Source organism: Rathayibacter sp. VKM Ac-2804 (assembly GCF_009866655.1).
Classification (GTDB): Bacteria; Actinomycetota; Actinomycetes; order Actinomycetales; family Microbacteriaceae; genus Rathayibacter.
On sequence record NZ_CP047420.1, the window covers coordinates 506,532 to 529,674 of the forward strand.

The window sequence follows — 23,143 nt, forward strand, 5'->3', positions numbered from 1 at the left end:
CGGTGCAGGCCCCTCAGGCCAGCAGCACGCGGTGCGGGTAGGGGTCGTGGCTGAAGCAGAGGATGATCCCCGCGGCCTCGAGGCGCTCCAGCTCGAGCGACGTGCGGTGGTGCGCCTCCGCGTGGTGGCTGATCAGCCGGGGGAGGAAGCGCAGCCGGTCGGACCAGGTCAGGAACTCGCGGCCCCAGGCCGCGTCGCCGGCCAGCAGCACGCGGCCCTCGACCAGAGCGCCGAGGTGGCCGCTCGCGTGCCCGGGCAGCGGGGCGATCACGAAGCGGCCGTCGCCGAAGAGGTCGTAGCCGGCGACGCCGCTGGGAGTCGTCGCCACCGGCTGGTCGTCGACGAGCGTCGCCGTGTCCGCCCAGGTCGGGATCAGCGCCGCGAACACGCCGTCGGTGATCCGGCTCCGCTCGATCGTCGCGAGCTGCCCGCGCGAGAGCACGAGCGTCGCGTCGGGGAACCAGCGCAGGCCTCCGACGTGGTCGGGGTGCAGGTGCGAGAGCACGACCGTGTCGATGTCGGACGGCGCGAGGCCGAGGGCCGCGAGCCGCCGGTCGATCGTCTCGTCGGCGCCGACACGGGCCGGGAGGATCCGCCGGTAGAGCGCGCCGACCGCGCCGGTGCCGCGCAGCGTCGGCGGGTAGCCGGTGTCGAAGAGCACGCGCCGGCCGCTCGGGTGCGTGTAGAGGAAGGCGGCGGAGGGGAAGGTGCGGCGGGCCGGATCGCCGCCGCGGAAGACGCGCGAGAGCGGGAAGCTCGTCTCGCCGCAGGCGAACACCTGGAGGCGCGGCTCACTCATGCGCGCTCCGGTAGTGCTCGCCGACCGTCCGCAGGCCGTCCGCGAGCGGCACGCGCGGCGCGTAGCCGAGCTCGGCGCGCGCCCGCGAGATGTCGAGCGTCTGCGCGTAGGCGAGCGTCGCGACCGTGTAGCGGGTGAACGGCGGCTCCGCGCCGCCCGGGAGCGCCGCGTACACGCGCTCGAGGACGACCGCGAGCGCGCTGAGCACCCCCAGGTCCACCGTCAGGTAGCGCGGCTCCTCGCCCGACGCCTCGAAGAAGCGGTCGAGCAGGTCGCCGAGCGGGGCCGGCTCGCCGTTGGTGATGTTGTAGACGCCGCCGGCTGCGACCGGGGCGTCGGCGGCGAGTCGGAGTGCGAGGGCCGCGTTCTCGACGCAGGTGATGTCGACCGGGTTGCGTCCGCCGTCGAAGAGCGGGACGCCGCGGCGCCGGCTCGCCGCGACGAACCGCGGGATCAGGCTCGGGTCGCCGACGCCGATCAGCCCGCGGGGCCGCAGGATCACCAGCTCCGGGATCCGGCCGGCGGCGTGCGCCTCCTGCAGCAGCCGCTCGGCGGCGATCTTGCTGCGGATGTAGAGGCTCATCCGGTTGCCGGTGTCGACGTCCTCCTCGCGGATGCCGAGCCGGTGGCGCCGGGCGGAGTAGATGCTCGGCGAGGAGACGAAGACGATCCGGCGGATCCCGCAGCGCTCGGCGAGGTCGATCATCGCCGCGGTGCCCGCGACGTTCGCCGCGTGGAACTCGCGCCAGCGGCCCCACGGGCTGGAGAGGGCGGCGGCGTGCACGAGCACGTCGGCGCGGACGTCGCGGGTCGCGAGCTCGGCGAGGTCCGCCTCGATCGTCTCGGCGCCGAGGGCGGCCAGCCGGGCGAGTGCGGCGGCGTTGCGGCCGGTCGCGAGCACCTCGTCGCCGGCGGCCAGGAACTCGGCGACCGCGTGGCCGCCGAGGAAGCCGGTCGCCCCGGTGATCAGGACGCGGCGGGGCCCGGGCTGCTCAGCGGAATCCCGGGCGTCAGCGGACATCGACGACCTCCGCGACGCCCGCGCGGCCCCAGCGCTTGCGGCCCCAGTACCAGAGCAGGATCCCGAGGTAGCCGAGCGCCTTGCCCTTGCGGATCGACATCCGGACGACCGCCTTCCGGTCCAGCCGCGCCTGCGCGCGCGGGATCACCCGGCAGACCTTCAGGTGCAGCTCCAGGTCCTCGTCGGTGTCGTCGATGCTCGAGCGCGGGAAGCCGCCGACCTCGAGGTAGAGGGCGGCGTCGATCGCGAGGTTCGAGCCGGCCGCCATGAACATCCGGTAGCGCTGGCCGGGCCGGCGGTAGAAGACGCCGGGGGCGTGCTCCATCAGGCGGATCATCGCCGTGCCGATCACGCCGTCGTACCAGCGGTAGACCGGCTCGTCGGTGCGCGGCACGAGCCGGCCGCCGATGAAGCGCGCGCCGCCGGCGACGTCCGCCTTGAGCCGCGCCACCCAGTCCGGGGCGGGCAGGCAGTCCGCGTCGGTGCGCGCGACCGTCGTGGCGCCGTGCGCGATGGCGTGGCGGAAGCCGGTGTCCGAGGCGGCTCCGGTGCCCTTCTGCGGCTCGTCGATCACGAGGACCGGACGGTCGGGCCGCCGGGTCCGGAACGCGTCGATCACCGCGCGGGAGCGGTCGGTGCTGCCGTTGTCGACGAGCAGCAGGGTGAAGCCGGGATCCGTCTGGTCGGCGAGGGCGTCGAGGGCGCCGCCGAGCAGCTTCTCCTCGTCGTAGAAGGGCACGACCACCCAGAACGCGCCACGATCCACGCCAGACCCCCCTTCCGTCCCGCCGGAGCCTAGCGCGAGCACGGGCGGCGTCATCGGCGCTATACAGGACCGTGGCCGCTGCGATCCCGCTCCTCCTGCCCGTGCGCGTGCTCGGCACCGGCGAGGCCCTGCCCGCGCGCGTGGTCCCGACCGGCGAGGTCGCCGCGCTCTGCGGGATCGACGCCGGCGAGGCGGCGCGCCGCTCCGGAGTCCTCACCCGGCACTGGCTCGCCGACGACGAGGACCCGCTCGAGCTCGGCCTGCTCGCCGCCCGGCGGGCGCTGGCCGCGGCGGGGATCGACGCGCGCGACGTCGACGTCGTGCTGAACGCCTCCGGAACCCAGCTGCAGGCGATCCCGGACGGCGGCGCGCTGATCGCCGCAGGCCTCGGCCTCGAGGACGTCTCGGCCTACAGCCTCAACGCGACCTGCCTCTCGTTCCTCTTCGCGCTGCAGGAAGCCGGCTTCCTGCTCGCGACCGGCCGCGCCGAGCGGGTGCTCGTCGTCTCGACCGAGGGCGGCAGCCGCGGCATCGACCTCCGCCAGCCCGAGAGCGCGCTGCTCTTCGGTGACGCGGCGGCCGCCGTCGTCCTCGGTCGGGCCGATCGGCCGGAGCAGGGCATCGTCACCTCGCGCTTCGAGACCCGCCCGAGCGGCGTCCGGCACGCCGAGATCCGCGGCTTCGGCTCGCGCATCCGGATCGAGGACGCCCCGGGGCGTCTCGACGACTTCCGCTTCGACATGCACGGCGGCGCGCTGCTCGTGGACGCCCTGCGGCACTTCCCGGCCTTCCTCGAGCGCGTGCGGCCCGGCCTGGGCGCGGGCCTGCCGGGCGTCGACCGCGTCGTGCCGCACCAGACCAGCAAGGCGGGCCTGGAGGGCATGGCGCGGCTCTGGGGTCGCGAGCGGATGGTGATCACCCTGCCCGAGGTCGGCAACACGATCGGCGCGGCGATCCCGCTCGCCCTGCACCGCGCCCGCGTCCAGGAGGGCGAGTCGGTGCTTCTGGTCGGCACCGGCGCGGGCACGCACTACGGAGCGGTGATCCTGCAGGCCTGAGAACGGTCGGATCGAGCGCTCACCAGGCCTGCCCCGCTCACCACGTGCTGACGGTCGTGCGGGTGATCACCCACTCGTCGCCGACCGGCACCAGCCGGCTGGTGAGCTGCAGCCGCCAGGTGGCATGCAGCGAGCCGATCGTCGCCTCGGTCAGCGTGCGTGAGACGAGCACCGGATGCGCTGCCGTGCCGGAGACCGCGCTCTCGACGTGGTCGATCGCGTGGTACTCCTTCAGGCCCTCGGCGATGTCGTCCATCCAGTCGAGCTTCGACTGCACGAGCCCGGTCGGGTGCTCGATCACGAAGCGGGTGTCGAGCAGTGCGTCGAGCACGGGGAGGTCGACGAACACCAGCGCGTCGAAGAGCTCGTCGTGCGCGTCGCGGGGCTCGGCCTCGCCCGGTGTCATGGCGCCCGGTGTCATGTCCTCCGGCATCACGGCGTCCTCCGCATCGAGGGCGGCGCGGTCGTCGCGCGGCGCACCAGCTGGGTCGGCAGCTGCACGTGCAGCGAGGGGGGAGTTCCGCCCGCCATCAGCGTGATCAGCATCTCGGCCGCCGTCGCGCCGAGCGTCTGCATCGGCTGGCGGATCGTCGTCAGCGGCGGATCGAAGCGGGCCGCCTCCGGCACGTCGTCGAAGCCGACCACCGAGAGGTCGCGCGGCACGTCGAGCCCGAGGTGCGCGGCCGTCTCGATGATCGCCAGGGCCGAGACGTCGTTCGCGGCGAAGACCGCGGTCGGCCGGTCGGCCAGGGAGAGCATCGTCGACGCCGGCAGCCGCGCCGTGTCGTGGTGGTAGCTGCCCACCCGGAGCAGGCGCTCGTCGAACGCGATCCCCGCCTCCGACAGGCCGGCGCGGTAGCCGGCCTCGCGCAGCCGGGCCGAGCGCAGGTCGACGCGGCCGGCGACGAAGCCGATGCGCCGGTGACCGAGGGCGACGAGGTGGCGCACCGCCTGGAGCGCGCCGCCGAAGCTGTCGGACTCGACGGTCGGCAGGTCGGCCCGGCCGGTGTGCGGGTCGACGGCGACGAGCGGGATGTCGGACGGGGCGCTGACCACCGTCGGCGTGACCATGATCGCGCCGTCGATCAGGGTGCCGCTGAGCCGGCTGAGCGAGCGCCGCTCCCAGCCCTCCTGCTCGCCCTCGTGCGAGCCGCTGTAGGCGAGCAGGTCGAAGCGCGACCGGCGCAGCACCGAGCCGACGCCCTTGAGGATCTCGGCGCTGAACGGCTCGAAGCCCGCGACGAGCACGCCGATCACGCCGGTGCGCCGCGAGCGCATGCTGCTCGCGACGAGGCTCGACTCGTAGCCGAGCTCGCGGACGATCTCGAGCACCCGGTTCGCCGTCGCCGGCGCGATGCCGTAGCGGCCGTTCACCGCCTTCGACACGGTCGCGACCGAGACGCCGGCGGCGGCGGCGACGTCGTGGATGGTCGGGCGGAGGCTCATGGGCTCGACCATAGACCCCGCCGCCCCGCCCCGTGCCGACGCCGATGAGAGCGCGTTCTCGTGAAATGGAAAATGGTTTCGAAAACGTTTGCCGTTCCCCGCGCCGGATCTGAGACTGAGCCTGCCCGCCCCCGGACGGGTGCACCCCGGCGCCGCTCTCCCTGGCGGCGCCTCTCAGCGAAGAGAACGGTTCGAACGATGAAGTTCACGAGAACAGCATTCAGGAAGACGGCGGTGGCCACCGTGGCCCTGCTCGGCGCGGCGGCGGCGCTCAGCGGCTGCTCCGCCCAGGACGCGGGATCCTCCGACGGCACCGTCGCGATGACCCTGTGGCAGAACTCCACCACCGGCCCCGGCCAGGAGTTCTGGGAGAAGACGATCACCGACTTCGAGGCCGCCAACCCGGGCGTCACCATCGAGTCGCAGGCCATCCAGAACGAGGACCTGGACGGCAAGCTGCAGACGGCGCTCAACTCGGGCGACGCGCCCGACATCTTCCTCCAGCGCGGCGGCGGCAAGCTCGCGGCGATGGTCGCCGGCGGCCTGGTCAAGGACCTCACCGACGGCGTCTCGGACCAGGCGCGCACGGAGATCCCCGAGGGCTCCTTCCTGGCGAACACGCTCGACGACAAGGTCTGGGCGATGCCCGTCGCCGTGCTCCCCGGCGGCCTCTTCTACAGCCAGGACCTCTTCACCGAGGCCGGTATCACCGAGACCCCGAAGACGCTCGACGAGCTCGACTCCGCGGTCACCGCGCTCAAGGGCGCCGGAGCGCAGCCGATCGCGCTCGGCGCGAAGGACGCCTGGCCCGCCGCGCACTGGTTCTACTTCTTCGCCCTGCGCGAGTGCAGCGCGGACACCATGGCCGAGGCGGCCGACTCCAAGGACTTCTCGGACGACTGCTGGCTGAAGGCGGGCGAGGACCTGCAGTCCTTCGCCGGCACCGAGCCGTTCAACGAGGGCTTCCTCACCACCGCCGCCCAGCAGGGCGCCGGATCCTCGGCCGGTCTCCTGGCCAACCACCAGGCCGGCATGGAGCTGATGGGCGCCTGGAACCCCGGCGTCATCGCCTCGCTCACCCCCGACGAGAAGCCCCTGCCCGACCTCGGCTGGTTCCCCTTCCCCGAGGTGGACGGCGGCGACGGCGCACCCGGCTCGATCATGGGCGGCGTCGACGGCTACTCCTGCTCCGCCGCGGCACCCGACGAGTGCGTCGACTTCCTGAACTACCTCGCGACCTCCGACGTGCAGAAGGAGTACTACGCCGCCTTCAACGCGCCGCCGGTGAACACCGTCGCGCAGGAGGCCGTCACCGAGCCCTACCTGAAGGACATCCTCGCCGCGTACAACTCGGCGCCCTACGTCTCGCAGTGGCTCGACACCGTCTACGGCCAGAACGTCGGCAACGCGCTGAACGTCGCCGTCGTCGACCTGCTCGCCGGCAAGAGCGACCCGGAGCAGCTCGTCGAGGCCGTCAACGCCGCCGCGGCCAAGGCCTGACCGTGACGACCACTGCGCTCCGCGAGGACGCGCGCCCCGAGGCTCCGGCGGCGAAGCGACGCCGCCGGGGCCTCGGCTGGTCGGGTCGCCTCGAGGTGGCGATCCTCGTCGGCCCGGCGCTGATCGTCTTCCTCGCCTTCGTGATCTTCCCGGTCGTGATGGCGGCGTACTACGGCTTCTTCAGCTGGCAGGGCTACGGCGTCCCGACCGACTTCGTCGGGTTCAAGAACTACCTGACGATCCTGCAGGACCCGACGTTCCACGAGGCGCTCAGCCACAACGGCACGATCGTGGTGCTCTCGCTCGTGCTGCAGGGGCCGGCCGCGATCCTGATCGCGCTGCTGCTCAACCGCAAGCTGCGCGGGCAGTCGATCATCCGCGTCCTGATCTTCGTGCCCTACGTGATCTCGGAGGTCGTCGTCGGCACCGGCTGGAGCCTGATGCTCCAGACCAGCGGCGCTGTCAACGGCTTCCTGGAGAAGGTCGGGCTCGGCGCGCTGAAGCAGGACTGGCTCTCGGACCCGGCGATCGCCATCTGGACCCTGATGCTGATCATCACGTGGAAGTACATCGGCTTCGCCGTGATCCTCTTCCTCGCCGGCCTCCAGGGCATCCCGGAGGAGCTGTCCGAGGCCGCGTCGATCGACGGCGCCTCCTACTGGCAGGTGCAGCGGCGGATCACCCTGCCGCTGCTCGCTCCGACCCTGCGGATCTGGGCGTTCCTGTCGATCATCGGCGCGCTGCAGCTGTTCGACCTCGTCTACATCATCTGGGGGCAGTACGTGTCCTCCACCGCCGGCACCTCGACCATGGCGACCTACCTCGTCACCAACGGCCGCAACGCCGGCAACTACGGCTACGGCAACGCGGTCGCCGTGGTCCTGTTCCTCGTCTCGCTGATCGTCGCGCTGCTCTATCAGCGCTTCGTGCTCCGGCGGGACACCGAAGGCGCACTGACCGGAGACAAGAAGTGACCGGATCGATCCTGATGGGAGCCGTGCGATGAGCACCCTGACCGCCGTGCCCCCGGGCACCAAGCCCCCCACCGCGACCACTCCGCTCGCGCCGCGGCCGCCGAAGCCGCGCCGCCGCCCGCTGGGTCGCGGCACGATCATCGCCTACGTCGTCGCGATCGTCGTGATCGCGCTGATGCTCGCGCCGGTCGCGTACATCATCATCGGCGGGTTCCGCACGAACGCGCAGATCACCACCGACCCCTCGGGCTTCCCCGCGCCGTGGAACGTGCAGAACTACCTCGACGTGATCACCGGCGGCATCTTCTGGCGCGAGGTCGGCAACTCGGCCATCGCGGCGGGGGCGACCACGCTCGGCGTCGTCGTGCTCGGGCTGATGGCGAGCTACGTGCTCGCCCGCTACAGCTTCAGCGGCCGGGGCGTGTTCTACGCGCTCTTCGCGGCCGGCCTGATGTTCCCGATGACCGTCGCGATCACCCCGCTCTACCTGGTGATCAAGAGCCTCGGCCTGATGAACTCGCTCGCCGGCGTCGTGCTCCCGCAGATCGCGTTCGGCCTGCCGACGACGATCATCATCCTGGTGCCGTTCCTGCGGGCGATCCCCGACGAGATCCAGGAGGCCGCCTTCATCGACGGCTGCAGCCGGATCGGCTTCTTCTGGCGGATGGTCGTCCGCCTGGCGATGCCGGGCGTCATCACGACGGGCATCCTCGCCTTCATCGCGAGCTGGAACAGCTACCTGCTGCCGCTGTTCATCCTCAACGACGAGTCGAGCTTCACCCTGCCGCTCGGCGTGCAGGCCTTCTCGTCGCAGTACTCCGTCGACACGGCGAAGGTGCTCGCCTTCGTGTCGCTGTCGATGATCCCGGCGCTGATCTTCTTCAGCGTCTTCGAGCGCCGCATCGTCGGCGGACTCACCGGAGCGGTGAAGGGATGACCGACATGACTGAAGCACTCACCCCCTCCGCCCGGGTCGCCGACCTGATCGGCCGGATGACGCTGGAGGAGAAGCTCACCCAGCTGGTCGGCTACTGGGTCGATCAGGGCGGCGAGGTCGTCGCGCCGCTGGCCGGCGAGATGGCCACCTCCACCGGCTACGCCGACGCGACCCGCGAGGGCATCGGCCAGCTCACCCGCGTCTACGGCACCCGCCCGGTCGACCCGGTCGAGCGCGCGCAGTGGCTGTGGGCCGAGCAGCGCCGGCTGGTCGAGGAGACGCGGCTGGGCATCCCGGCGATCGTGCACGAGGAGTGTCTGACCGGGCTGGCCGCGTGGAAGGCGGCGACCTTCCCGACTCCGCTGGCCTGGGGCGCCTCCTTCGACCCGGAGCTGGTCGAGGAGATGGCCGCGGCCATCGGCGGATCGATGCGCGAGCTCGGCATCCACCAGGGACTCGCGCCCGTGCTCGATGTGATCCGCGACCCGCGCTGGGGCCGGGTCGACGAGTGCATCGCCGAGGACCCGTACGTCGTCGGCACGATCGGCACCGCGTACGTGCGCGGCCTGCAGTCGACGGGCGTCGACGCGACGCTCAAGCACTTCATCGGCTACTCCGCCTCGCGCGGCGGCCGCAACCACGCGCCGGTGCACGCCGGACCGCGCGAGATCGCGGACGTGCTGCTCCCGCCGTTCGAGATGGCGATCCGCGACGGCGGCGCGCGCTCGGTGATGAACTCCTACGCGGAGATCGACGGCGACCCGGTCGGGGCGACCCCGGCCTACCTCACCGGCGTGCTGCGCGAGCGGTGGGGCTTCGACGGCGTGGTGGTGGCCGACTACTTCTCGGTCGCCTTCCTGCATCTCATGCACGCCGTCGCCGCCGACCTCGGCGAGGCCGCCCAGCTCGCGCTCGAGGCCGGCATCGACGTGGAGCTGCCGACGGGCGACGCGTTCCTCGCGCCGCTCGCCGAGCGGATCCGCTCCGGCGGCGCCGACGAGGCGATCGTCGACCGCGCGCTGCTGCGGGTGCTCGCGCAGAAGGAGCGGCTCGGCCTGCTCGACGCCCGCTTCGACGACGCGCCCGAGTCGATCGACCTCGACTCGCCCGCGCACCGCGACATCGCGCGGCGCCTGGCCGAGGAGTCGCTCGTGCTGCTGACGAACGACGGGGTGCTGCCGCTCGCCCGGCCGGGTGAGACGGCACCGCCGCGCCGGATCGCGCTGATCGGCCCGAACGCCGACAGCGCGCCGGCCCTGATGGGCTGCTACTCCTTCGCCAACCACGTGCTCGCCCACCACCAGGGAGTGCCGCTCGGCTTCGAGATCAGCACGGTGCGGGAGGCGCTCGCCGCGGAGTTCCCCGAAAGCGAGCTCCTCCTCGCCGAGGGCTGCTCGGTGGAGGGCGACGACCCCGCCGCCGACAGCGCCTCCGACGACACCGCAGGGATCGCCGAGGCCGTCGAGGCCGCCCGCGGTGCGGAGATCGCCGTCGTCGTCGTCGGCGACCGGGCCGGGCTCTTCGGCCGCGGCACCGTCGGCGAGGGCAACGACGTCGAGAGCCTCGAGCTGCCCGGCCGTCAGCGCGAGCTGGTCGAGGCGGTCGTCGCCACCGGGACGCCGGTCGCCCTGGTGCTGCTCACCGGCCGCCCCTACGCGATCGACTGGGCGATCCGCGGCGCCTCCGCTCCCGCGGCGGTGCTGCAGGCGTTCTTCCCGGGGGAGGAGGGGGCCGGCGCGATCGCGGGCGTCCTCTCGGGCCGCGTCTCGCCGTCCGGCCGGCTGCCGGTCTCGCTGCCCCGCTCGGCCGGCGCGCAGCCGTTCTCCTACCTGCACCCGATCCTCGGCGGGCCCTCCGACGTGACCAGCGCGGACAGCACCCCGGTGCTGCCGTTCGGGCACGGGCTGAGCTACACGGCGTTCAGCCGGTCGGAGCTGGCGCTGGAGTCGACCGGTCCCGAGGCGGGCGAGGCCCCGACCGGCGGCGCGTTCACCGCGACCGTGCGGGTGCGCAACACCGGCCATCGCGACGGCGTCGACGTCGTGCAGCTCTACGCGCGCGACGTGGTCGCCTCGGTCACCCGTCCCGTCGCGCAGCTGCTCGGCTACGCGCGGGTCGAGCTCGCGGCGGGGGAGGAGGCGCTCGTGCGCTTCGACGTCCCCTCCGCGCGGCTGGCCTTCACCGACCGCCGCGGCGTGCGCTCGGTCGAGCCGGGGCTCGTCGAGCTCTGGGTCGGGCCGGACTGCGCCACGAGGGAGGCGACCGCCTCGGTCGTGCTGACCGGCGAGGTGTCGCCGATCGGCGCCGAGACCCGGCGCACCGTGCTGACCGAGGTCGTGCGCGAGGACGCGCGGGTGGCGGTGCTCTGACAGCCGGGCCAGGCTGGGGCGATGAGCAGTGATCAGAGCAGCATCGATCAGAAGGCCACTCTCCTCCGCTATCTGCAGGAGGGCCGCGACGCCCTCCTGCAGAAGCTCGGCGGCCTGGGCGAGTACGACCTCCGCCGGCCGCTGGTGCCCACCGGCACCAACCTGCTCGGCCTGGTGAAGCACGTCTCGGGGACGGAGGCGGGCTACCTCGGCGCCGTCTTCGGCCGCCCGTTCCCCGAGCCGCTGCCGTGGATGGAGGAGGACGCCGAGCCGAACGCCGACATGTGGGCGACGGCCGAGGAGTCGCGCGAGCAGGTGGTGGAGCGGTACCGCCGGGTCTGGGCGCACTCCGACGCGACGGTCGCCGCGCTCGACCTCGACGCCCCGGGCGTCGTGCCGTGGTGGACGACCCGCGAGGTCACGCTGCACCGGATCCTCGTGCACCTCACCGCCGAGACGCACCGGCACGCGGGGCACGCCGACCTCGTCCGCGAGCTGATCGACGGGCGGGTCGGGCTGCGGACGCCGGGCGACAATCTGCCGCCCGTCCCCGCCGAGTGGTGGCCCGAGCACGTCGCCCGGCTGGAGGCGGTGGCGCGCGCGGCGGAGTAGCGGCGCTGCATCCCGTGGCGGATCCCCCGTACGGGTGGCACTCCGGCTGAGAGGACTCGTAGAGGCTCGGCTGACCGTCAGGTGTCGGTTAGCGTGAGTCGCGTGTCCCCGGAAGGGGGACGCGACCGCCGACGTCTGGAGACGACATGACCACCGCCCCCTCCCGCCGCACCGTCCCCCGCCGCACCCTCACCACTGCCGCCGCCTGGAGCGTCCCGATCGTCGCGGTCGCCGCCGCCGCCCCGCTCGCCGCGGCCTCGACCACCCCGCCGCCCGCGCCGTCGGTCCGCTCGGTCGAGTACACCTCCTTCACCGCCGAGAGCTTCCGCGACGAGCAGATCAACGTGAACCGCCCGCTCGCCATCGCGATCACCGGGCAGCTCACCGCCGGCGAGCTCGTCACCCTGACCGTCGCGCCGCGGATGACCCGCTCCGGCTCCGGCGATTCGCGCGCGACTCCGCTGCGCATCACCGCCGCCGACGGCCCCAACTTCTCGGTCGTCTCCTCGAGCGTCGGCTCCGACGGGTCGCAGACGCTCCTGCTGCGCACCAACCGGGACCTCGCCGACGGCTCGTACCGCAAGACCATCGCCTGGGTCCCGGTCGACGGCCGCACCCAGGAGCAGACCGCCGACCTGCTGCTGACCTGGCCGCTCGGCACCTACACGGCGCCGATCACGGTGATCGTCGCGGGCGTGTCCGGCAGCGAGCAGGCCTACACGCTCAACCGCACGCCGGTCGGCGGCGCGGAGGAGTAGCGGGAGGGGAGTCCTCGGGCCCTCCGTCAAGGGGGTGGGAGCGCCCAGCCCCGCGTCCTAGCGTCGGAAGTCGGCGCGGTCGTGCGCGCGCGAGAGGGGACCACGATGCAGAAGCTGTACTACGCGAGCGGATTCGTGCTGCTGGGGGACGCGGTCTGCACCGCGGTCGTCGAGTACGCCCAGGCCCTGGCGAACGTCGGGAAGTCCGACCTCGTCGTCGTCCCGGGGCTGTCCGACGAGGGGCTGCGCGGTGAGACCCGCCTGCTGCTCGGACCCGCGAGCCAGCTCTTCACCAGCCCGGCCCTCGACCGCGGCACCGACCTCGACGACGACGAGGCGGTCGAGTCCATGCGCGACAAGACGCGGCGGCTGCTGCCGGCCCGGCCCACCACGGAGGCCCGCGCGAGCGAGGACCACGACAGCGGCGGGGACTTCTTCTAGGCGCCGTTCACTTCTCGAGCGTCGTGCTCGGCCGCTCGCCGAAGCGGTGCGCGTACGAGGCCGAGAATCGGCCGAGGTGCGCGAAGCCCCAGCGGCGCGCCACCTCGGTCACGCTGACCTGGCCCGACTCCTTGGCGCGCAGCTCCTTGCGCACGGCGTCGAGCCGGATGCGGCGCAGGTAGTCGACCGCGGTGAAGCCGAACTCGCGGCGGAACTCGGACTGCAGGGTGCGCAGGCCGACGCCGCAGGCCTCGGCGATCGTCTCGGTGCGGATCGGCTCGTGCGCGTGCGCGTACATGAACTCGATCGCGGTGCGCAGGCGTCCGCTGCGGGGGACGGCGAGGTCCGTCGGCGCGGCGAGGGACTCGTGCGGGAACGTCTCGAGCAGCGCGACGGCGACGGCGCGGTCGGCCTCGCGGCGCAGCAGCGGCGAGCTGTCCACGTCGTAGATCACCCGGGCGACCGCGGCGACGGTGGCCGACCAGCGGCGCAGCGCCTCGCCCTCGGGGCGGGCGGTGGTGTCGAACAGCAGCGGTCCGCCGGCCGTGCCCTCCACCTCCTGGGCAACGCTCTCGAGGTAGCCGCCGTCGAAGTGGATGAGGTTCTGCCGGTAGTCGTGGAACTGGAACGCGTTCGGGCGGCCGGTGACGAAGATCGTCGGGCGGCCGTAGACCTGCCGCATCGGCTCGCCGTCGAGATCGGTGACGCCCTCGCCGGCCGTCAGCCAGGAGACGACGTACTCGCCCTCGGTCTGGATCCGGCCCTCGATCGAGCCGGCGAACTGGCTGCCGCGGAGGGTGACGTCGCCGTCGCCGACCGAGGTGTAGCGGTAGGAGAAGTCGTCGCCCGGCTCGACCGTGAAGCGGTGGCCGTTGTACACCGACTCGAGCAGTGCGCGTGCCTGCTCGAAGTCCCGCCCGCCGATGTCGGAGCGGATGACCTCGCCGTTCGAGTCGTCCATCGCGACCAGCGTCGCATGCGTGCGCATCGACGTCGAGCGTCGCTCCGCAGAAGTTCGCTGGGCGGATACGGCGCCGGGCGGGCACGGCGCCGAGCGGAGACGGCGCTAGGCGGCGATCCGGCGTCGGCGCGGTCCGAAGGCCTGCGTCATCGCGTGCACGGTGGCGCCGCGGAACTGCGAGAGCAGCACGACCGAGTGCCGCGCACCCGACTCGACGGCGAGCGAGAACGTGCCGCCCGCCGGAGTGTCCCACCAGGAGCGGATGTCGGCCGCGCGCAGCTGCACGGTCGGCTGCGAGCCGCCGAGGACCAGGACGCCCTCGGTCACGCAGAGCGAGCCGGTGACGCCGCGGAGCGTCGTGGAGCACGCGAAGACCGCGCTGCTGTGGGCGGGCCCGGCCAGCTGGAGGAAGTCGGGGGCCCAGAGGTCGCGATCGTGCGTCGTCGTCGTCATGCGCCTGCTCTCCCTCCCGCTCCCGGACTCCGCGGCGGGATCAGGCTGCGGCGGTGGCGACGGCGGAGTCCGGCTGCTGCGCCGGCTCGGGGACGATGCGCAGGCCGCGGCCGCTGTTGGCCTCCTCCATCAGCGCGCGCACCCAGGCGGCGTTGATGGCGGGGACGCGGCTGCCGTGGAAGGAGAACTGCAGCGGGATCGTCGGGTGCAGCCAGAGCGTCTGCCGGCCGGTGCCGTGCGCGCTCGACGCGTCCAGCTGGAAGGCGAAGGCCTCGTTGCGGCGGAACTTGTTGATCATGACGATCTGCAGGTGCGCCAGAGCGCGGTCGTCGATGTCGTGCGAGGTGGCCGGAGTGCCGTAGAGGAGAGCGCCCATGTGCGGAGCCGCCGTTCTGTGTGGGAGTCGCGGTGTCGGCCGCGACGGGACGTGGGGGAACCGGCGGAGCGCCGGGACGTCGTGCGGGTCGGAGGGGGCCGACCCACCGCCGGACTCGAAGGGCCCAGGCGGCGACTCCCTCTGCCGGGTGCCGGGCGGAGGGGGGAGTCGAGCGAGTGGTCGCAGGAACGACCGTTCTCCGAAGGTACGGGGAGCGGCCCTGGAACGGGGGCCGCTATCCGCTTTGCGAAGCAGCGCCCGGGCACCGCGGGCGGACTCCCAGGATCGTGGTGCCGGGCGCTCAGAACGCGTAGCGGACGCGGCAGTAGGGCAGGCGCTCGGCGAGCAGGGCGAGGAAGCGGTCGAGGGCCGCGCGCTTGAGCTCGCGGCGGTAGCGGATGTTCACGGCGCCGTTCTCGGAGACCTTCGACTCCTGCATGCGGGGCGCCCAGAGCAGGTCCTCGGCCTTCGGGTGCCAGCCGAGGTTGACCTCGTGCAGGCCGGCGTTGTGGGTGAGCAGGATCACCTCGGCGGCGAGCTGCGCCTTCGCCCGAGGGTGCAGGGCCGCGTCGAGCTGCTCGAAGAGCTCGGCCCAGTCGCGCTGCCAGGTCTCGGTGAGGATCACCGGCGAGAAGTTGACGTGCACCTCGTAGCCGGCGTCGACGAAGTCGTTGATCGCGGCGATCCGGTCGGCCATCGGCGAGGTGCGCACATCGGTGACCTTCGCCGTCTCGGCGGGCATCAGCGAGAAGCGGAGGCGGGTGCGGCCGAGCGGGTCCCACTCGAGCAGCTCGCGGTTGACGTACTTGGTGGCGAACGAGGCCTTGGCGGTCGGCGACATCCGGAAGAGGTCGCAGAGGTCGCGGACGTTGTCGCTCAGCAGCGCGTCGACCGAGCAGTCGCTGTTCTCGCCGATGTCGTAGACCCAGGCCTCGGGGTCGCACTGGTTCGCCTCGGTCTTCACGCCCTGCTTCGCGATGTGGCGGGCGAGGTGGCGCTGGATCTGCTCGATGTTCGCGAACACCGTGATCGGGTTGCTGTAGCCCTTCCGCCGCGGCACGTAGCAGTAGACGCAGGCCATCGCGCAGCCGTTGGCGGAGGACGGGGCGATGAAGTCGGCGGAGCGGCCGTTGGGCCGCGTGACGAGCGACTTCTTGACGCCGACGACGAGCGCCTCCGTCTTGATCCGCACCCAGCGCGCGACGTTCGCCTCGTCGCCGTGCACCTCCGGAATGTTCCAGTGCGAGTCGACCGGCACGATCTCGGCCGCCGGCCACCGCTCGACGATCTCCTGCCCGCGGGGCAGCTCGAGCGCGGCCGGCTCGGCGTAGATGCGCCGGACGTCGAGGAGGGCGCGCTGACGGAGGGTGCGCTGACGGGTGCCGGACATGCGTCCGTTCTACCGGCGACCACCGACAGGGCAGGTCGCGGCGCGAGTAGAGTCCGGCGCATGGACGCCGCCGTCACCGAGCTGCCGCCCGACTTCGTGCTCGCTCTCGAGGCCGTCGGCGCGGCGCTGGCCGCGATGGCCGCGGGCGATCCGGAGCCGTACCGCCGCTGCTGGGCCGACACCGCCGACTCCACGCTCTACGGCGCGTTCGGCACGATCGAGCGGGGCCGCGCGGCGATCGACGAGACGCTCGGCTGGGTCGCGAGCCGCTTCGCCGGCGGCGGGCTGACGCCGCACTACGACCTGATCCACGTCGCCGGCGATCTGGCCTACACGGTGGGCCGCGAGATCGGCGCGACGCGGATCGACGGGCGCGAGACGACTCCGCTGGTCATCCGGGTCACCCACGTCTACCGCCGCATCGACGGGCAGGGCTGGCGGATCGTGCACCGGCACGGCGACCACCCGCCGCGCCTGGAGCGCTGAGCGGGGCATCGCGGAGGATGGGGCGTCGCGGAGGATGGGCCGTCGCGGAGGATGGAGGCATGGAGCCGACCGCCGACCGCTACCGCCGCGCCGCCGTCGAACTGGCGCAGACCTCCGAGCTGCAGGTCGAGTGGGCGCTCGCCGTCGCGGCCGACGAGGAGCTGCTGGCGCTCATCGACGAGCTGCCGCCCGCGCACCGGCAGCCGTCGCTGCTGTTCTCGGTGGCGCGGCTGCTCGGGGCGCCGGCGGTGGACGGCCCGCGATTCGGGGAGTGGCTGCGGCGGGAGTGGCGGCGGGTCGCGCCGGTGGCGGTGGAGCGGCTCACCCAGACCAACGAGGCGCTGCGCTGCGCCCCGCTGGTGGCGGCGCTGGAGCGGATCACGGAGCCGGGGGAGCCGGTCGCGCTGGTCGAGATCGGCGCCTCGGCCGGGCTGTGCCTGGCGCCGGAGCGGTACTCGTACTCGTACTCGTACGCGTTCGCGGGGGCGGAGGGGACTGCTCGGCTGGGGCGCGGCGGGCCGGGGCGCGGCGGGCCGGTGCTCGAGTGCGCGGTGACTGGGGGAGCGGCGCCCTCCTGGCTCCCCGACGTGGCGTGGCGGCGCGGGCTGGACCTGCGTCCGCTCGACGTCCGCTCGGCGGAGGACCGCGCCTGGCTGGAGGCGCTGCTGCCGCCGGACCGGCCGGAGCGCACCGAGCGGCTCCGGGCCGCCGTGGCGACGCTGCGGGAGGACCCGCCGGAGATCGTCGCGGGCGACGCGGCGGAGGCGCTGCCGGGCGTGCTCGCCGCGGTGCCGCGGGGGCTGCGGACGGTCGTCGTGTCGCTCGGGACGCTGGTGTACCTGCCCTGGGCGGCCCGCGAGCGCGTGCTGTCGGCGGTCGAGGCGGCGGGCGCCAGCCTGGTGACGCTCGAGGCGGAGGCGCTGCTGCCGTCGCTCCGCGAGCGCGCCGCCGCGCTGACGGCGCCCGAGCGCACGCCCTTCCTGCTCGCGGCGGACGGCGCGCCGCTCGCGTTCGCCGCGGCGCACGGCGGCCGGCTGTCCTGGCTGAGCTGACGCCGACCGCGGGGGTCTCGATACGCCCTGCGGGCTACTCGACCAGCGTGTGGGCGGCACTCCACCTCGGGCGCACCGCAGCGGGGCATCGGCGCACGGCATCGCATCGTGCTGATCGAGTAGCCCGGGCAGCGGGCGTGTCGAGATCCTCCCGTCAGAACGGTGCGGGCAGGTCGACGAAGCGGGGCTTCGGTGGCGGGTCGGGCGGACGGCCGGGGAGCGGTGGCGGCCGGTTGCTGATGCGCCGGCCGGTGGGTGTGGTCCACACGATCGTCCCGTCGCTCTCCGTCCGGTAGGTCCACTGGTCGCCGTGCCGGACGTGGTGGTGCGAGGTGCACAGCGAGACGAGGTTCTCGAGGGAGGTCTCGCCGCCGTTGCGCCACTCGATGGTGTGGTCGGCTTCGCTGGTCGCGGCGGGGCGGGTGCAGCCGGGGAAGCGGCAGGTCTGGTCGCGCAGCTGGAGGTGCAGGCGCATCTGGGACGGCGGGACGCGCCAGGTGCGGCCGACGGAGGTGACGGCGCGGGTGTCGGGGTCGGTGAGGACGCGGCTGAAGGACGCGGCGGTGCGGATCAGCTCGCGGGCGATGTCCGCGGGGACGGGTCCGTAGCCGTCGAGTTCCGCGGGCGCGTCGTCGAGGCCGACGGCGGTGGACGCTGCGAGCGTGAGCCGCACTTCGGCGCGGATGCCGGGGACGAAGGTCGGGTCGGGCCGGTGCTCGGCGTTCGGGGTCGTGCCGGCGATGTCGCCGTCGCAGAGCAGGTCGACCGCGGCGTCGGCACTCAGCTGCTGGAGCGTGCGGGGATCGCCCATGTCGCGGAGGGTGCGGGCGATGCGCCGCAGTCGGTCGTAGGCGCCGGAGACGGCGGGCGCGGGAGCGAAGACGCAGAGCGTGGCCATTCCGTCGACGTCGGGCGTGACCCAGACCGCGCGGTCCTCGCGGGCGCGGGCGTGCCGCTGGGCGAGCGGATCCTCGTGCAGCTCCTCCCGCCAGCGGCGCAGGGCGCGGCGCAGCTGCGTGGTCGTCATGGTGAGAGCGGCGTCGGCGGCACGCCCGTCGAGTGCCGCGCGGGAGGCCTCGGGGAGGCTGCTCGCGGAGGCGCAGATCGCCTCGCCGACCTCCCAGAGGATCCGCGCGTCCCTCAGCAGCGCGCGGGTGAGGGGGAGGTGCTCCATCAGCATCTGCGCGGCCTCGAGCCGACGGGACACCTCCCGCTCGGACACGCCGAACGCTACGGCGAGCTCGGCACGGATTGAGCGCTCGACGAGGTCGCGCGTCTCGCTGCGCGTCGCGCCGCGGGCGAACGCCTCCGGGACGGTGAGCGCGATGCGGTAGCCGCGGTGCATCCGCTCCGCCGCTCGGAGGCGTGTCGGCGAGGCGGCGCGCTCGGCGGCCGCGGCGTCGTCGAAGCAGTCGCGCACCTCCGCGAGTGCTGCCGCGTTCTCGTCTTCTGACATACGAGTATTGAATCAAGGACCACCGACACCGGAGTGGGGAAAGGGGTCGATCGGGGACAGTGCCGTCGCATCGGGGGTTGGGGAGGAGGCTCGCTCCTGAATGTCTCGGCGAGGGTGGGTCTCGATACGCCCTCCGGGCTGCTCGAGCAGCAGGGGGCCGCCCCTGCGAGCTGCTCGAGCAGCAGGGAAGGGGCGCGCCGCTACAGGGCGTCGACGAAGAGCTGGGTGGCCTGGGGGACGTAGGAGGTGTTCGTCGACGGGTCCCAGCCGACGAGGGCGACGACGTCGCCGCCGACGCGGGTGGTGATGCCGACGAGGGTGAAGGGGGCGCCGCCGACGTCGCCGGTGACGGTCCAGCCGACGGCCTCGTCGGTGCCGGTGATCGTGGGCTCGGTCTGCTCGACGGTCGTCTGCACGGGCGTGCCCTGGAGGGCGAACAGCTCGGAGCCGTCGGCGCAGCGCTCGAGCGCGTCCTCGGCGGAGGCGACGAGGGCGGAGGCGGTGTCCGCGTCGCCGGTGCTCGCGACGACCGAGGTCATCGAGCGGTCGGCGCTCGTGCCGTAGGCGAGGCCCGCGTCGGTGAGCGTGTCGTCCGCGTCCCAGCCGACGCCGAACGGCGCGAGGCAGGAGGCGTCCGTCGCGGTGAGCCCCGGGTAGACCGAGCCGAGCATCTCCTCGGTGCTGGTGAACTCCGCGGGCACGAACTGGATGCCGTCGAAGATCGTGGCCAGCTCGGCGTCGGTGTGCTGCGGCAGCGCCTCGGCGGTCGGCTCCGGCTCGGCGGCGGTGGTGCAGCCGGTCAGCGCGAGCAGCAGGGCGCCCGCGAGGGCGAGTCCGGCTCGGGCGGCGGTGGTGTGCGTCATGGTGGTTCCCCCTCTGCTCCGCCCTGCGTCGGGGCGGAGGCGGCCCGAGGCTAGCAGAGGCCTCGGACACTCCCGCCGAACCGCCGGCCCGCCCCAGCCGCCCCGCTAGATCTCCGTGTGCCCCAGGTCCGCGTGCGCGAGCAGCCGGATCTCCGGCTCCGCGATCGACTCGAACTCCAGCACGACCACCTCGTTGCGCCCCGCCCGGGTGACCGGCGACGGCACGATCAGCGTGCGCTGCGGCCCGCGCCGCCAGTAGCGGCCGAGCAGGAAGCCGTTCACCCAGACCAGGCCCTTGCCCCAGTGCAGCGTGTCGAGGTGCAGATCGGCCGGAGCGTCGAGCTCGAACGAGCCGGAGGCGAGCCCCGGCCCGGCCGCGAACGATCCGCTCCCGGCCACCCGGCCGCACTCGGGCAGGCACTCGAGCGCCAGCGGCCGCGCGACCCAGCCGCGGAGCTCGACCCCGTCGAGCCGCACGCCGCCGATCAGCCCCTTGTGCTCGCCGATCCGCTCGCCGTAGTTCACCCGGCCCTGGTCCTCGACCAGGATCGCCAGCTCGCCGGTGCCGCGGGGGAGGGTGATCGCCCGCTCGTGGTCGTCGCGCGCGAGCACGCCGACCGGCACGCCGTCGAGCAGCACCCAGGCCCGGTCGCGCACCTCCTCGCCGACGACCAGCCGGGCGGGAGCCGCCCCGGCGTCGAGCGCCGTCGTGAACAGCACGAATCCGTCGCCCTGCCCGAGGTCGTCGAAGGTCGCCATCGTCTCCAGGCGCGTCGCCGGACCGAAGACCGCGTCGAGCCCGAGCAGCGCCGGGCCCGGCACGAGCGGCGCGGTGAGCGCCGGCGCCGGCGGGGACACCGCGGGCACCTCCTCCGGCACCGGCGCGTAGCGCGCGATGACCTCGCGGAAGGCCCAGTACTTCGCCGTCGGGTCGCCGCTCTCGTTCAGCGGGGCGTCGTAGTCGTAGCTCGTGGTGATCGCGGCGTAGCGGCCCTTGTCGTTCGCGCCGCTGGTCAGGCCGAAGTTGGTGCCGCCGTGGAACATGTAGATGTTGACGGATCCGCCGACCGCGAGCAGGGCGTCGAGCTCGCTCGCCGAGGCCGCCGCGTCGGTGGTGTGGTGCTGGGTGCCCCAGTCGTCGAACCAGCCGCACCAGAACTCCATGCACATCAGCGGGCCGGTGGGCTGGAACTCGCGCAGCGTCGCGAGGCGCTCGGCCGTGCGCGAGCCGAACGAGCCGGTCAGGTGCAGGCCGGGCAGGCTGCCGTCGGCGAGCATCTGCGGGGTCGGCTGGTCGATGGTGGTGAGCGGCACCGTGATGCCGCTGTCGCGGGTGACGCGGACCAGCTCGGCGAGGTACTCCTTGTCGGAGCCGTACGCGCCGTACTCGTTCTCGATCTGCACGAGCACGACCGGTCCGCCGCTGTCGATCTGGCGCGGGGCCACGATCGCGGAGATCCGGCGGAGGTAGTCGCTCACCGCCGCGAGGTAGTGCGGCTCGGAGCGGCGCACGCCCACCTCGGGGTCGCGGAGGAGCCAGGCGGGCAGGCCGCCGTTGCTCCACTCCGCGCAGATGTACGGGCCGGGGCGCACGATCGCGTGCAGGCCCTCGGCGGCGACCAGGTCGAGGAAGCGGCCGAGGTCGAGCCCGGCGTCCTCGCGCCAGGCGCCGCGCTGCGGCTCGTGCGCGTTCCAGGCGACGTAGGTCTCGATGGTGTTCAGGCCCATCAGGCGGGCCTTGCGGATCCGGTCGGCCCAGAGGTCCGGGTGGATCCGGAAGTAGTGCAGCGCTCCCGACAGGATGCGGTGCGGCCTGCCGTCGAGCTCGAAGTCGGTCGCGCCGATGGCGAAGCGGCTCTGGGCCTCGGCGGCCGGCGCGCCGGCCGGCGCAACAGTCGGCGCAGTGGAGTCGGGAGCGGTGGTCATGCGGGATCCCCCTCAGGATCATGAGACGGGTCGAGGCCGGCCGGAGGGATCCGACCGGCCTCGAACGCCGTGGGTGCTACTCGGAGACGGTGAAGCCCTGAGCGTTGCCGTACTCGACGAGCTTGCTCTGCCAGGCGGCGATGCCGTCGTCGAGGCTCGTCTTGTTCGCGTAGGCCTGGCCGACGGTGTCGCCGAAGACGCTGTTCGCGTAGACCTGGAAGGGCAGGTACGACCAGCCGGGACGGACGTCCGTCGAGGCCTGGGTCAGCACCTCGTTGATCTTCTGGCCGCCGAAGTACTCGGACTCGGCGCCGGTGAAGTCCGGGCTGCTGAGGTCGGCCGAGGTCGACGGGAATCCGCCGCTCTCGAGGAAGACGTCGACCGAGGCCTCGTCGCTGTTCAGCCAGCGCAGGAACGCGGCGGCCAGCGCCGGGTTCTCGCTCTGCTTGGTGACGGACTGGCCGCCGCCGCCGTTCTCGGCGCTGACGGCGGTGCCGTCGTAGGTCGGGATGGGCGCGACGGCCCAGTCACCGGAGGCGTCGGGGACGCTGGACTCGAGCACGCCGGGCATCCAGGCACCGGTGATCAGCGAGGCGATCGAGCCGTCGCCGAGGCCCTTGTACCACTCGTCGCCCCACGCGGGGGTGTCGGAGAGGAGGCCGCCCTCGACGAGCTGGTTCCAGACGCCGGTCCACTTCTCGGTGCCCTCGTCCTGGAGGTTCACGGTGACGTTCGTGCCGTCGGTCGTGAAGGGCTCGCCGCCCGCCTGCCAGATCATGCTGGTCGCGAAGCCGGCGTCGCCGGTGTCGGCGGTGATGAACTTCGACGGGTCGGCCGCCTGCAGCGCCTTGGCCGCGGCGATGTACTCGTCCCAGGTGGTGGGGACGGCGATGCCGTACTGGTCGAAGACCGTCTTGTTGTAGAACATCGCCATGGGGCCCGAGTCCTGCGGGAGGCCGACGAGCTTGCCGTCGATGGTGACGCTGCCCCAGGTGGACGCCGAGAACTCGTCCTCGAGGTCGTCCATCCCGTACTGGGAGAGGTCGAGCAGCGAGTCCGACAGCGCGAACTGCGGCATGGCGTAGTACTCGATCTGCACGACGTCGGGGGCGCCCGAGCCGGCCTTGATCGCGTTCTCGAGCTTGGTGTACTCGTCCTTGTTCGTGCCGGCGTTGACCAGCTCGACGTCGACCTTCGGGTAGGCCTTCTCGAACGCGGCGACCTGGGCCTCGGCGCTGGGGGTCCAGCTCCAGTAGGTGATCTTCCCGCCGGCCTCGAGGGCGGCATCGAGGTCGGCCGCGGTGCCGGAGGCGGTCGTGCCGCCGCCGGTGGTGCCGCCGGACGAGCAGGCGGCGAGCGAGCCCGCGGCGAGTGCTGCGGCCGCGACGACCGTCAGGGTCCGCCGGAGGGCGGAGTGGGCGATCTTCATGGTGATTCCCTTCACTTCTTCGTGCTGTGGGGTGGTGCGGGTGGAGTGGTGCGGGGCAGGACGCTCCGAC

23 protein-coding genes are annotated in these 23,143 nt (G+C 73.2%); 10 read left to right on the forward strand and 13 right to left on the reverse strand.

What is annotated here, in order from left to right:
* Positions 1 to 13 precede the first annotated feature (13 nt).
* Genes GTU73_RS02400 through GTU73_RS02410 form a run of 3 tightly spaced genes read right to left on the reverse strand, consistent with a single transcriptional unit; the run spans position 14 to position 2,586 of the window.
* Positions 14 to 799, reverse strand: a complete 786-nt coding sequence (locus GTU73_RS02400; RefSeq protein ID WP_160086650.1) for an MBL fold metallo-hydrolase — start codon at positions 797 to 799, stop codon at positions 14 to 16.
* Positions 792 to 1,820, reverse strand: coding sequence for an NAD(P)-dependent oxidoreductase (locus tag GTU73_RS02405; RefSeq protein ID WP_160086652.1), 1,029 nt, complete (start codon positions 1,818 to 1,820; stop codon positions 792 to 794). The genes GTU73_RS02400 and GTU73_RS02405 overlap by 8 nt, the downstream gene beginning before the upstream one ends.
* Positions 1,810 to 2,586, reverse strand: a complete 777-nt coding sequence (locus GTU73_RS02410) for a glycosyltransferase family 2 protein (protein WP_160086654.1) — start codon at positions 2,584 to 2,586, stop codon at positions 1,810 to 1,812. Before GTU73_RS02410 ends, GTU73_RS02405 begins: the two co-directional genes overlap by 11 nt.
* Positions 2,587 to 2,657: 71 nt before the next feature.
* On the opposite strand from GTU73_RS02410, the gene GTU73_RS02415 reads away from it, so the two are divergent.
* Positions 2,658 to 3,644 (forward strand): 3-oxoacyl-[acyl-carrier-protein] synthase III C-terminal domain-containing protein, encoded by a 987-nt coding sequence (locus GTU73_RS02415; RefSeq protein ID WP_160086656.1) that lies wholly within the window; start codon positions 2,658 to 2,660, stop codon positions 3,642 to 3,644.
* Between the two features lie 37 nt (positions 3,645 to 3,681).
* Here GTU73_RS02415 and GTU73_RS02420 read toward each other — a convergent pair whose 3' ends face one another.
* Both GTU73_RS02420 and GTU73_RS02425 read right to left on the reverse strand, forming a co-directional pair.
* Positions 3,682 to 4,077 carry a nuclear transport factor 2 family protein gene (locus GTU73_RS02420; protein ID WP_160086658.1) on the reverse strand — a complete coding sequence of 132 codons (396 nt, stop codon included), beginning with the start codon at positions 4,075 to 4,077 and terminating at the stop codon, positions 3,682 to 3,684.
* Positions 4,077 to 5,090, reverse strand: coding sequence for a LacI family DNA-binding transcriptional regulator (locus GTU73_RS02425; RefSeq protein WP_160086660.1), 1,014 nt, complete (start codon positions 5,088 to 5,090; stop codon positions 4,077 to 4,079). Before GTU73_RS02425 ends, GTU73_RS02420 begins: the two co-directional genes overlap by 1 nt.
* Before the next feature lie 198 nt (positions 5,091 to 5,288).
* Between GTU73_RS02425 and GTU73_RS02430 the strand changes: the two genes are divergently transcribed.
* The 7 genes from GTU73_RS02430 (at position 5,289) to GTU73_RS02460 (ending at position 12,681) form a co-directional block, all read left to right on the forward strand.
* Positions 5,289 to 6,590, forward strand: a complete 1,302-nt coding sequence (locus GTU73_RS02430) for an extracellular solute-binding protein (protein ID WP_160086662.1) — start codon at positions 5,289 to 5,291, stop codon at positions 6,588 to 6,590.
* Between the two features lie 2 nt (positions 6,591 to 6,592).
* A complete protein-coding gene (locus GTU73_RS02435) occupies positions 6,593 to 7,564 on the forward strand; it encodes a sugar ABC transporter permease (protein ID WP_244231742.1) in 972 nt (323 codons plus the stop codon).
* Between the two features lie 28 nt (positions 7,565 to 7,592).
* Entirely contained in the window at positions 7,593 to 8,501 is a 909-nt protein-coding gene (locus tag GTU73_RS02440; protein WP_160086664.1) for a carbohydrate ABC transporter permease, read from the forward strand.
* A gap of 5 nt (positions 8,502 to 8,506) precedes the next feature.
* On the forward strand, positions 8,507 to 10,870 hold the full coding sequence (locus GTU73_RS02445; RefSeq protein WP_160086666.1) for a glycoside hydrolase family 3 N-terminal domain-containing protein: 2,364 nt from the start codon (positions 8,507 to 8,509) through the stop codon (positions 10,868 to 10,870).
* A gap of 21 nt (positions 10,871 to 10,891) precedes the next feature.
* Complete coding sequence (locus GTU73_RS02450; RefSeq protein ID WP_160086668.1) at positions 10,892 to 11,482, forward strand: DinB family protein; 591 nt, start codon at positions 10,892 to 10,894, stop codon at positions 11,480 to 11,482.
* 146 nt (positions 11,483 to 11,628) lie between these two features.
* Positions 11,629 to 12,240 (forward strand): hypothetical protein, encoded by a 612-nt coding sequence (locus GTU73_RS02455; RefSeq protein WP_160086670.1) that lies wholly within the window; start codon positions 11,629 to 11,631, stop codon positions 12,238 to 12,240.
* A 105-nt stretch (positions 12,241 to 12,345) separates the two neighbouring features.
* Positions 12,346 to 12,681, forward strand: a complete 336-nt coding sequence (locus GTU73_RS02460) for a hypothetical protein (protein WP_160086672.1) — start codon at positions 12,346 to 12,348, stop codon at positions 12,679 to 12,681.
* A gap of 7 nt (positions 12,682 to 12,688) precedes the next feature.
* Here the strand turns inward: GTU73_RS02460 and GTU73_RS02465 are convergent, their stop codons facing one another.
* From GTU73_RS02465 to GTU73_RS02480, 4 genes are all read right to left on the reverse strand, one after another.
* Positions 12,689 to 13,669: an AraC family transcriptional regulator gene (locus tag GTU73_RS02465; protein WP_160086674.1), complete on the reverse strand. Its 981-nt coding sequence runs from the start codon at positions 13,667 to 13,669 to the stop codon at positions 12,689 to 12,691.
* 78 nt (positions 13,670 to 13,747) lie between these two features.
* The gene (locus GTU73_RS02470) at positions 13,748 to 14,095 is read right to left on the reverse strand and encodes a hypothetical protein (protein WP_160086676.1); all 348 of its coding nucleotides are present in this window, start codon (positions 14,093 to 14,095) and stop codon (positions 13,748 to 13,750) included.
* A gap of 40 nt (positions 14,096 to 14,135) precedes the next feature.
* Entirely contained in the window at positions 14,136 to 14,471 is a 336-nt protein-coding gene (locus GTU73_RS02475; protein WP_160086678.1) for an ATP-dependent DNA ligase, read from the reverse strand.
* A 301-nt stretch (positions 14,472 to 14,772) separates the two neighbouring features.
* A complete protein-coding gene (locus GTU73_RS02480; RefSeq protein ID WP_160086680.1) occupies positions 14,773 to 15,861 on the reverse strand; it encodes a spore photoproduct lyase family protein in 1,089 nt (362 codons plus the stop codon).
* A gap of 60 nt (positions 15,862 to 15,921) precedes the next feature.
* On the opposite strand from GTU73_RS02480, the gene GTU73_RS02485 reads away from it, so the two are divergent.
* The gene (locus GTU73_RS02485) at positions 15,922 to 16,347 is read left to right on the forward strand and encodes a DUF4440 domain-containing protein (protein WP_160086682.1); all 426 of its coding nucleotides are present in this window, start codon (positions 15,922 to 15,924) and stop codon (positions 16,345 to 16,347) included.
* Between the two features lie 59 nt (positions 16,348 to 16,406).
* Complete coding sequence (locus tag GTU73_RS02490; protein ID WP_160086684.1) at positions 16,407 to 17,399, forward strand: DUF2332 domain-containing protein; 993 nt, start codon at positions 16,407 to 16,409, stop codon at positions 17,397 to 17,399.
* Between the two features lie 154 nt (positions 17,400 to 17,553).
* On the opposite strand, the gene GTU73_RS02495 is transcribed toward GTU73_RS02490, so the two are convergent.
* The 4 genes from GTU73_RS02495 to GTU73_RS02510 all read right to left on the reverse strand — a co-directional run bounded on the left by GTU73_RS02495 (position 17,554) and on the right by GTU73_RS02510 (position 23,073).
* Positions 17,554 to 18,855 (reverse strand): HNH endonuclease signature motif containing protein, encoded by a 1,302-nt coding sequence (locus tag GTU73_RS02495; protein ID WP_160086686.1) that lies wholly within the window; start codon positions 18,853 to 18,855, stop codon positions 17,554 to 17,556.
* Between the two features lie 200 nt (positions 18,856 to 19,055).
* Positions 19,056 to 19,718, reverse strand: a complete 663-nt coding sequence (locus tag GTU73_RS02500) for a hypothetical protein (RefSeq protein WP_160086688.1) — start codon at positions 19,716 to 19,718, stop codon at positions 19,056 to 19,058.
* A gap of 105 nt (positions 19,719 to 19,823) precedes the next feature.
* Positions 19,824 to 21,644: a beta-galactosidase family protein gene (locus tag GTU73_RS02505; RefSeq protein ID WP_160086690.1), complete on the reverse strand. Its 1,821-nt coding sequence runs from the start codon at positions 21,642 to 21,644 to the stop codon at positions 19,824 to 19,826.
* Between the two features lie 76 nt (positions 21,645 to 21,720).
* On the reverse strand, positions 21,721 to 23,073 hold the full coding sequence (locus tag GTU73_RS02510) for a sugar ABC transporter substrate-binding protein (RefSeq protein WP_160086692.1): 1,353 nt from the start codon (positions 23,071 to 23,073) through the stop codon (positions 21,721 to 21,723).
* Between the last annotated feature and the right edge of the window lie 70 nt (positions 23,074 to 23,143).

Bases quoted from the DNA above. Each gene is read 5' to 3' on its own strand.
- GTU73_RS02475 (WP_160086678.1), bottom strand. From the start codon at position 14,471: ATGGGCGCTCTCCTCTACGGCACTCCGGCCACCTCGCACGACATCGAC.
- GTU73_RS02430 (WP_160086662.1), top strand. From the start codon at position 5,289: ATGAAGTTCACGAGAACAGCATTCAGGAAGACGGCGGTGGCCACCGTG.
- GTU73_RS02455 (WP_160086670.1), top strand. From the start codon at position 11,629: ATGACCACCGCCCCCTCCCGCCGCACCGTCCCCCGCCGCACCCTCACC.
- GTU73_RS02400 (WP_160086650.1), bottom strand. From the start codon at position 799: ATGAGTGAGCCGCGCCTCCAGGTGTTCGCCTGCGGCGAGACGAGCTTC.
- GTU73_RS02510 (WP_160086692.1), bottom strand. From the start codon at position 23,073: ATGAAGATCGCCCACTCCGCCCTCCGGCGGACCCTGACGGTCGTCGCG.
- GTU73_RS02490 (WP_160086684.1), top strand. From the start codon at position 16,407: ATGGAGCCGACCGCCGACCGCTACCGCCGCGCCGCCGTCGAACTGGCG.
- GTU73_RS02505 (WP_160086690.1), bottom strand. From the start codon at position 21,644: ATGACCACCGCTCCCGACTCCACTGCGCCGACTGTTGCGCCGGCCGGC.
- GTU73_RS02420 (WP_160086658.1), bottom strand. From the start codon at position 4,077: ATGCCGGAGGACATGACACCGGGCGCCATGACACCGGGCGAGGCCGAG.
- GTU73_RS02445 (WP_160086666.1), top strand. From the start codon at position 8,507: ATGACTGAAGCACTCACCCCCTCCGCCCGGGTCGCCGACCTGATCGGC.
- GTU73_RS02440 (WP_160086664.1), top strand. From the start codon at position 7,593: ATGAGCACCCTGACCGCCGTGCCCCCGGGCACCAAGCCCCCCACCGCG.
- GTU73_RS02485 (WP_160086682.1), top strand. From the start codon at position 15,922: ATGGACGCCGCCGTCACCGAGCTGCCGCCCGACTTCGTGCTCGCTCTC.
- GTU73_RS02425 (WP_160086660.1), bottom strand. From the start codon at position 5,090: ATGAGCCTCCGCCCGACCATCCACGACGTCGCCGCCGCCGCCGGCGTC.
- GTU73_RS02450 (WP_160086668.1), top strand. From the start codon at position 10,892: ATGAGCAGTGATCAGAGCAGCATCGATCAGAAGGCCACTCTCCTCCGC.
- GTU73_RS02500 (WP_160086688.1), bottom strand. From the start codon at position 19,718: ATGACGCACACCACCGCCGCCCGAGCCGGACTCGCCCTCGCGGGCGCC.
- GTU73_RS02465 (WP_160086674.1), bottom strand. From the start codon at position 13,669: ATGCGCACGCATGCGACGCTGGTCGCGATGGACGACTCGAACGGCGAG.
- GTU73_RS02495 (WP_160086686.1), bottom strand. From the start codon at position 18,855: ATGTCAGAAGACGAGAACGCGGCAGCACTCGCGGAGGTGCGCGACTGC.
- GTU73_RS02480 (WP_160086680.1), bottom strand. From the start codon at position 15,861: ATGTCCGGCACCCGTCAGCGCACCCTCCGTCAGCGCGCCCTCCTCGAC.
- GTU73_RS02460 (WP_160086672.1), top strand. From the start codon at position 12,346: ATGCAGAAGCTGTACTACGCGAGCGGATTCGTGCTGCTGGGGGACGCG.
- GTU73_RS02405 (WP_160086652.1), bottom strand. From the start codon at position 1,820: ATGTCCGCTGACGCCCGGGATTCCGCTGAGCAGCCCGGGCCCCGCCGC.
- GTU73_RS02470 (WP_160086676.1), bottom strand. From the start codon at position 14,095: ATGACGACGACGACGCACGATCGCGACCTCTGGGCCCCCGACTTCCTC.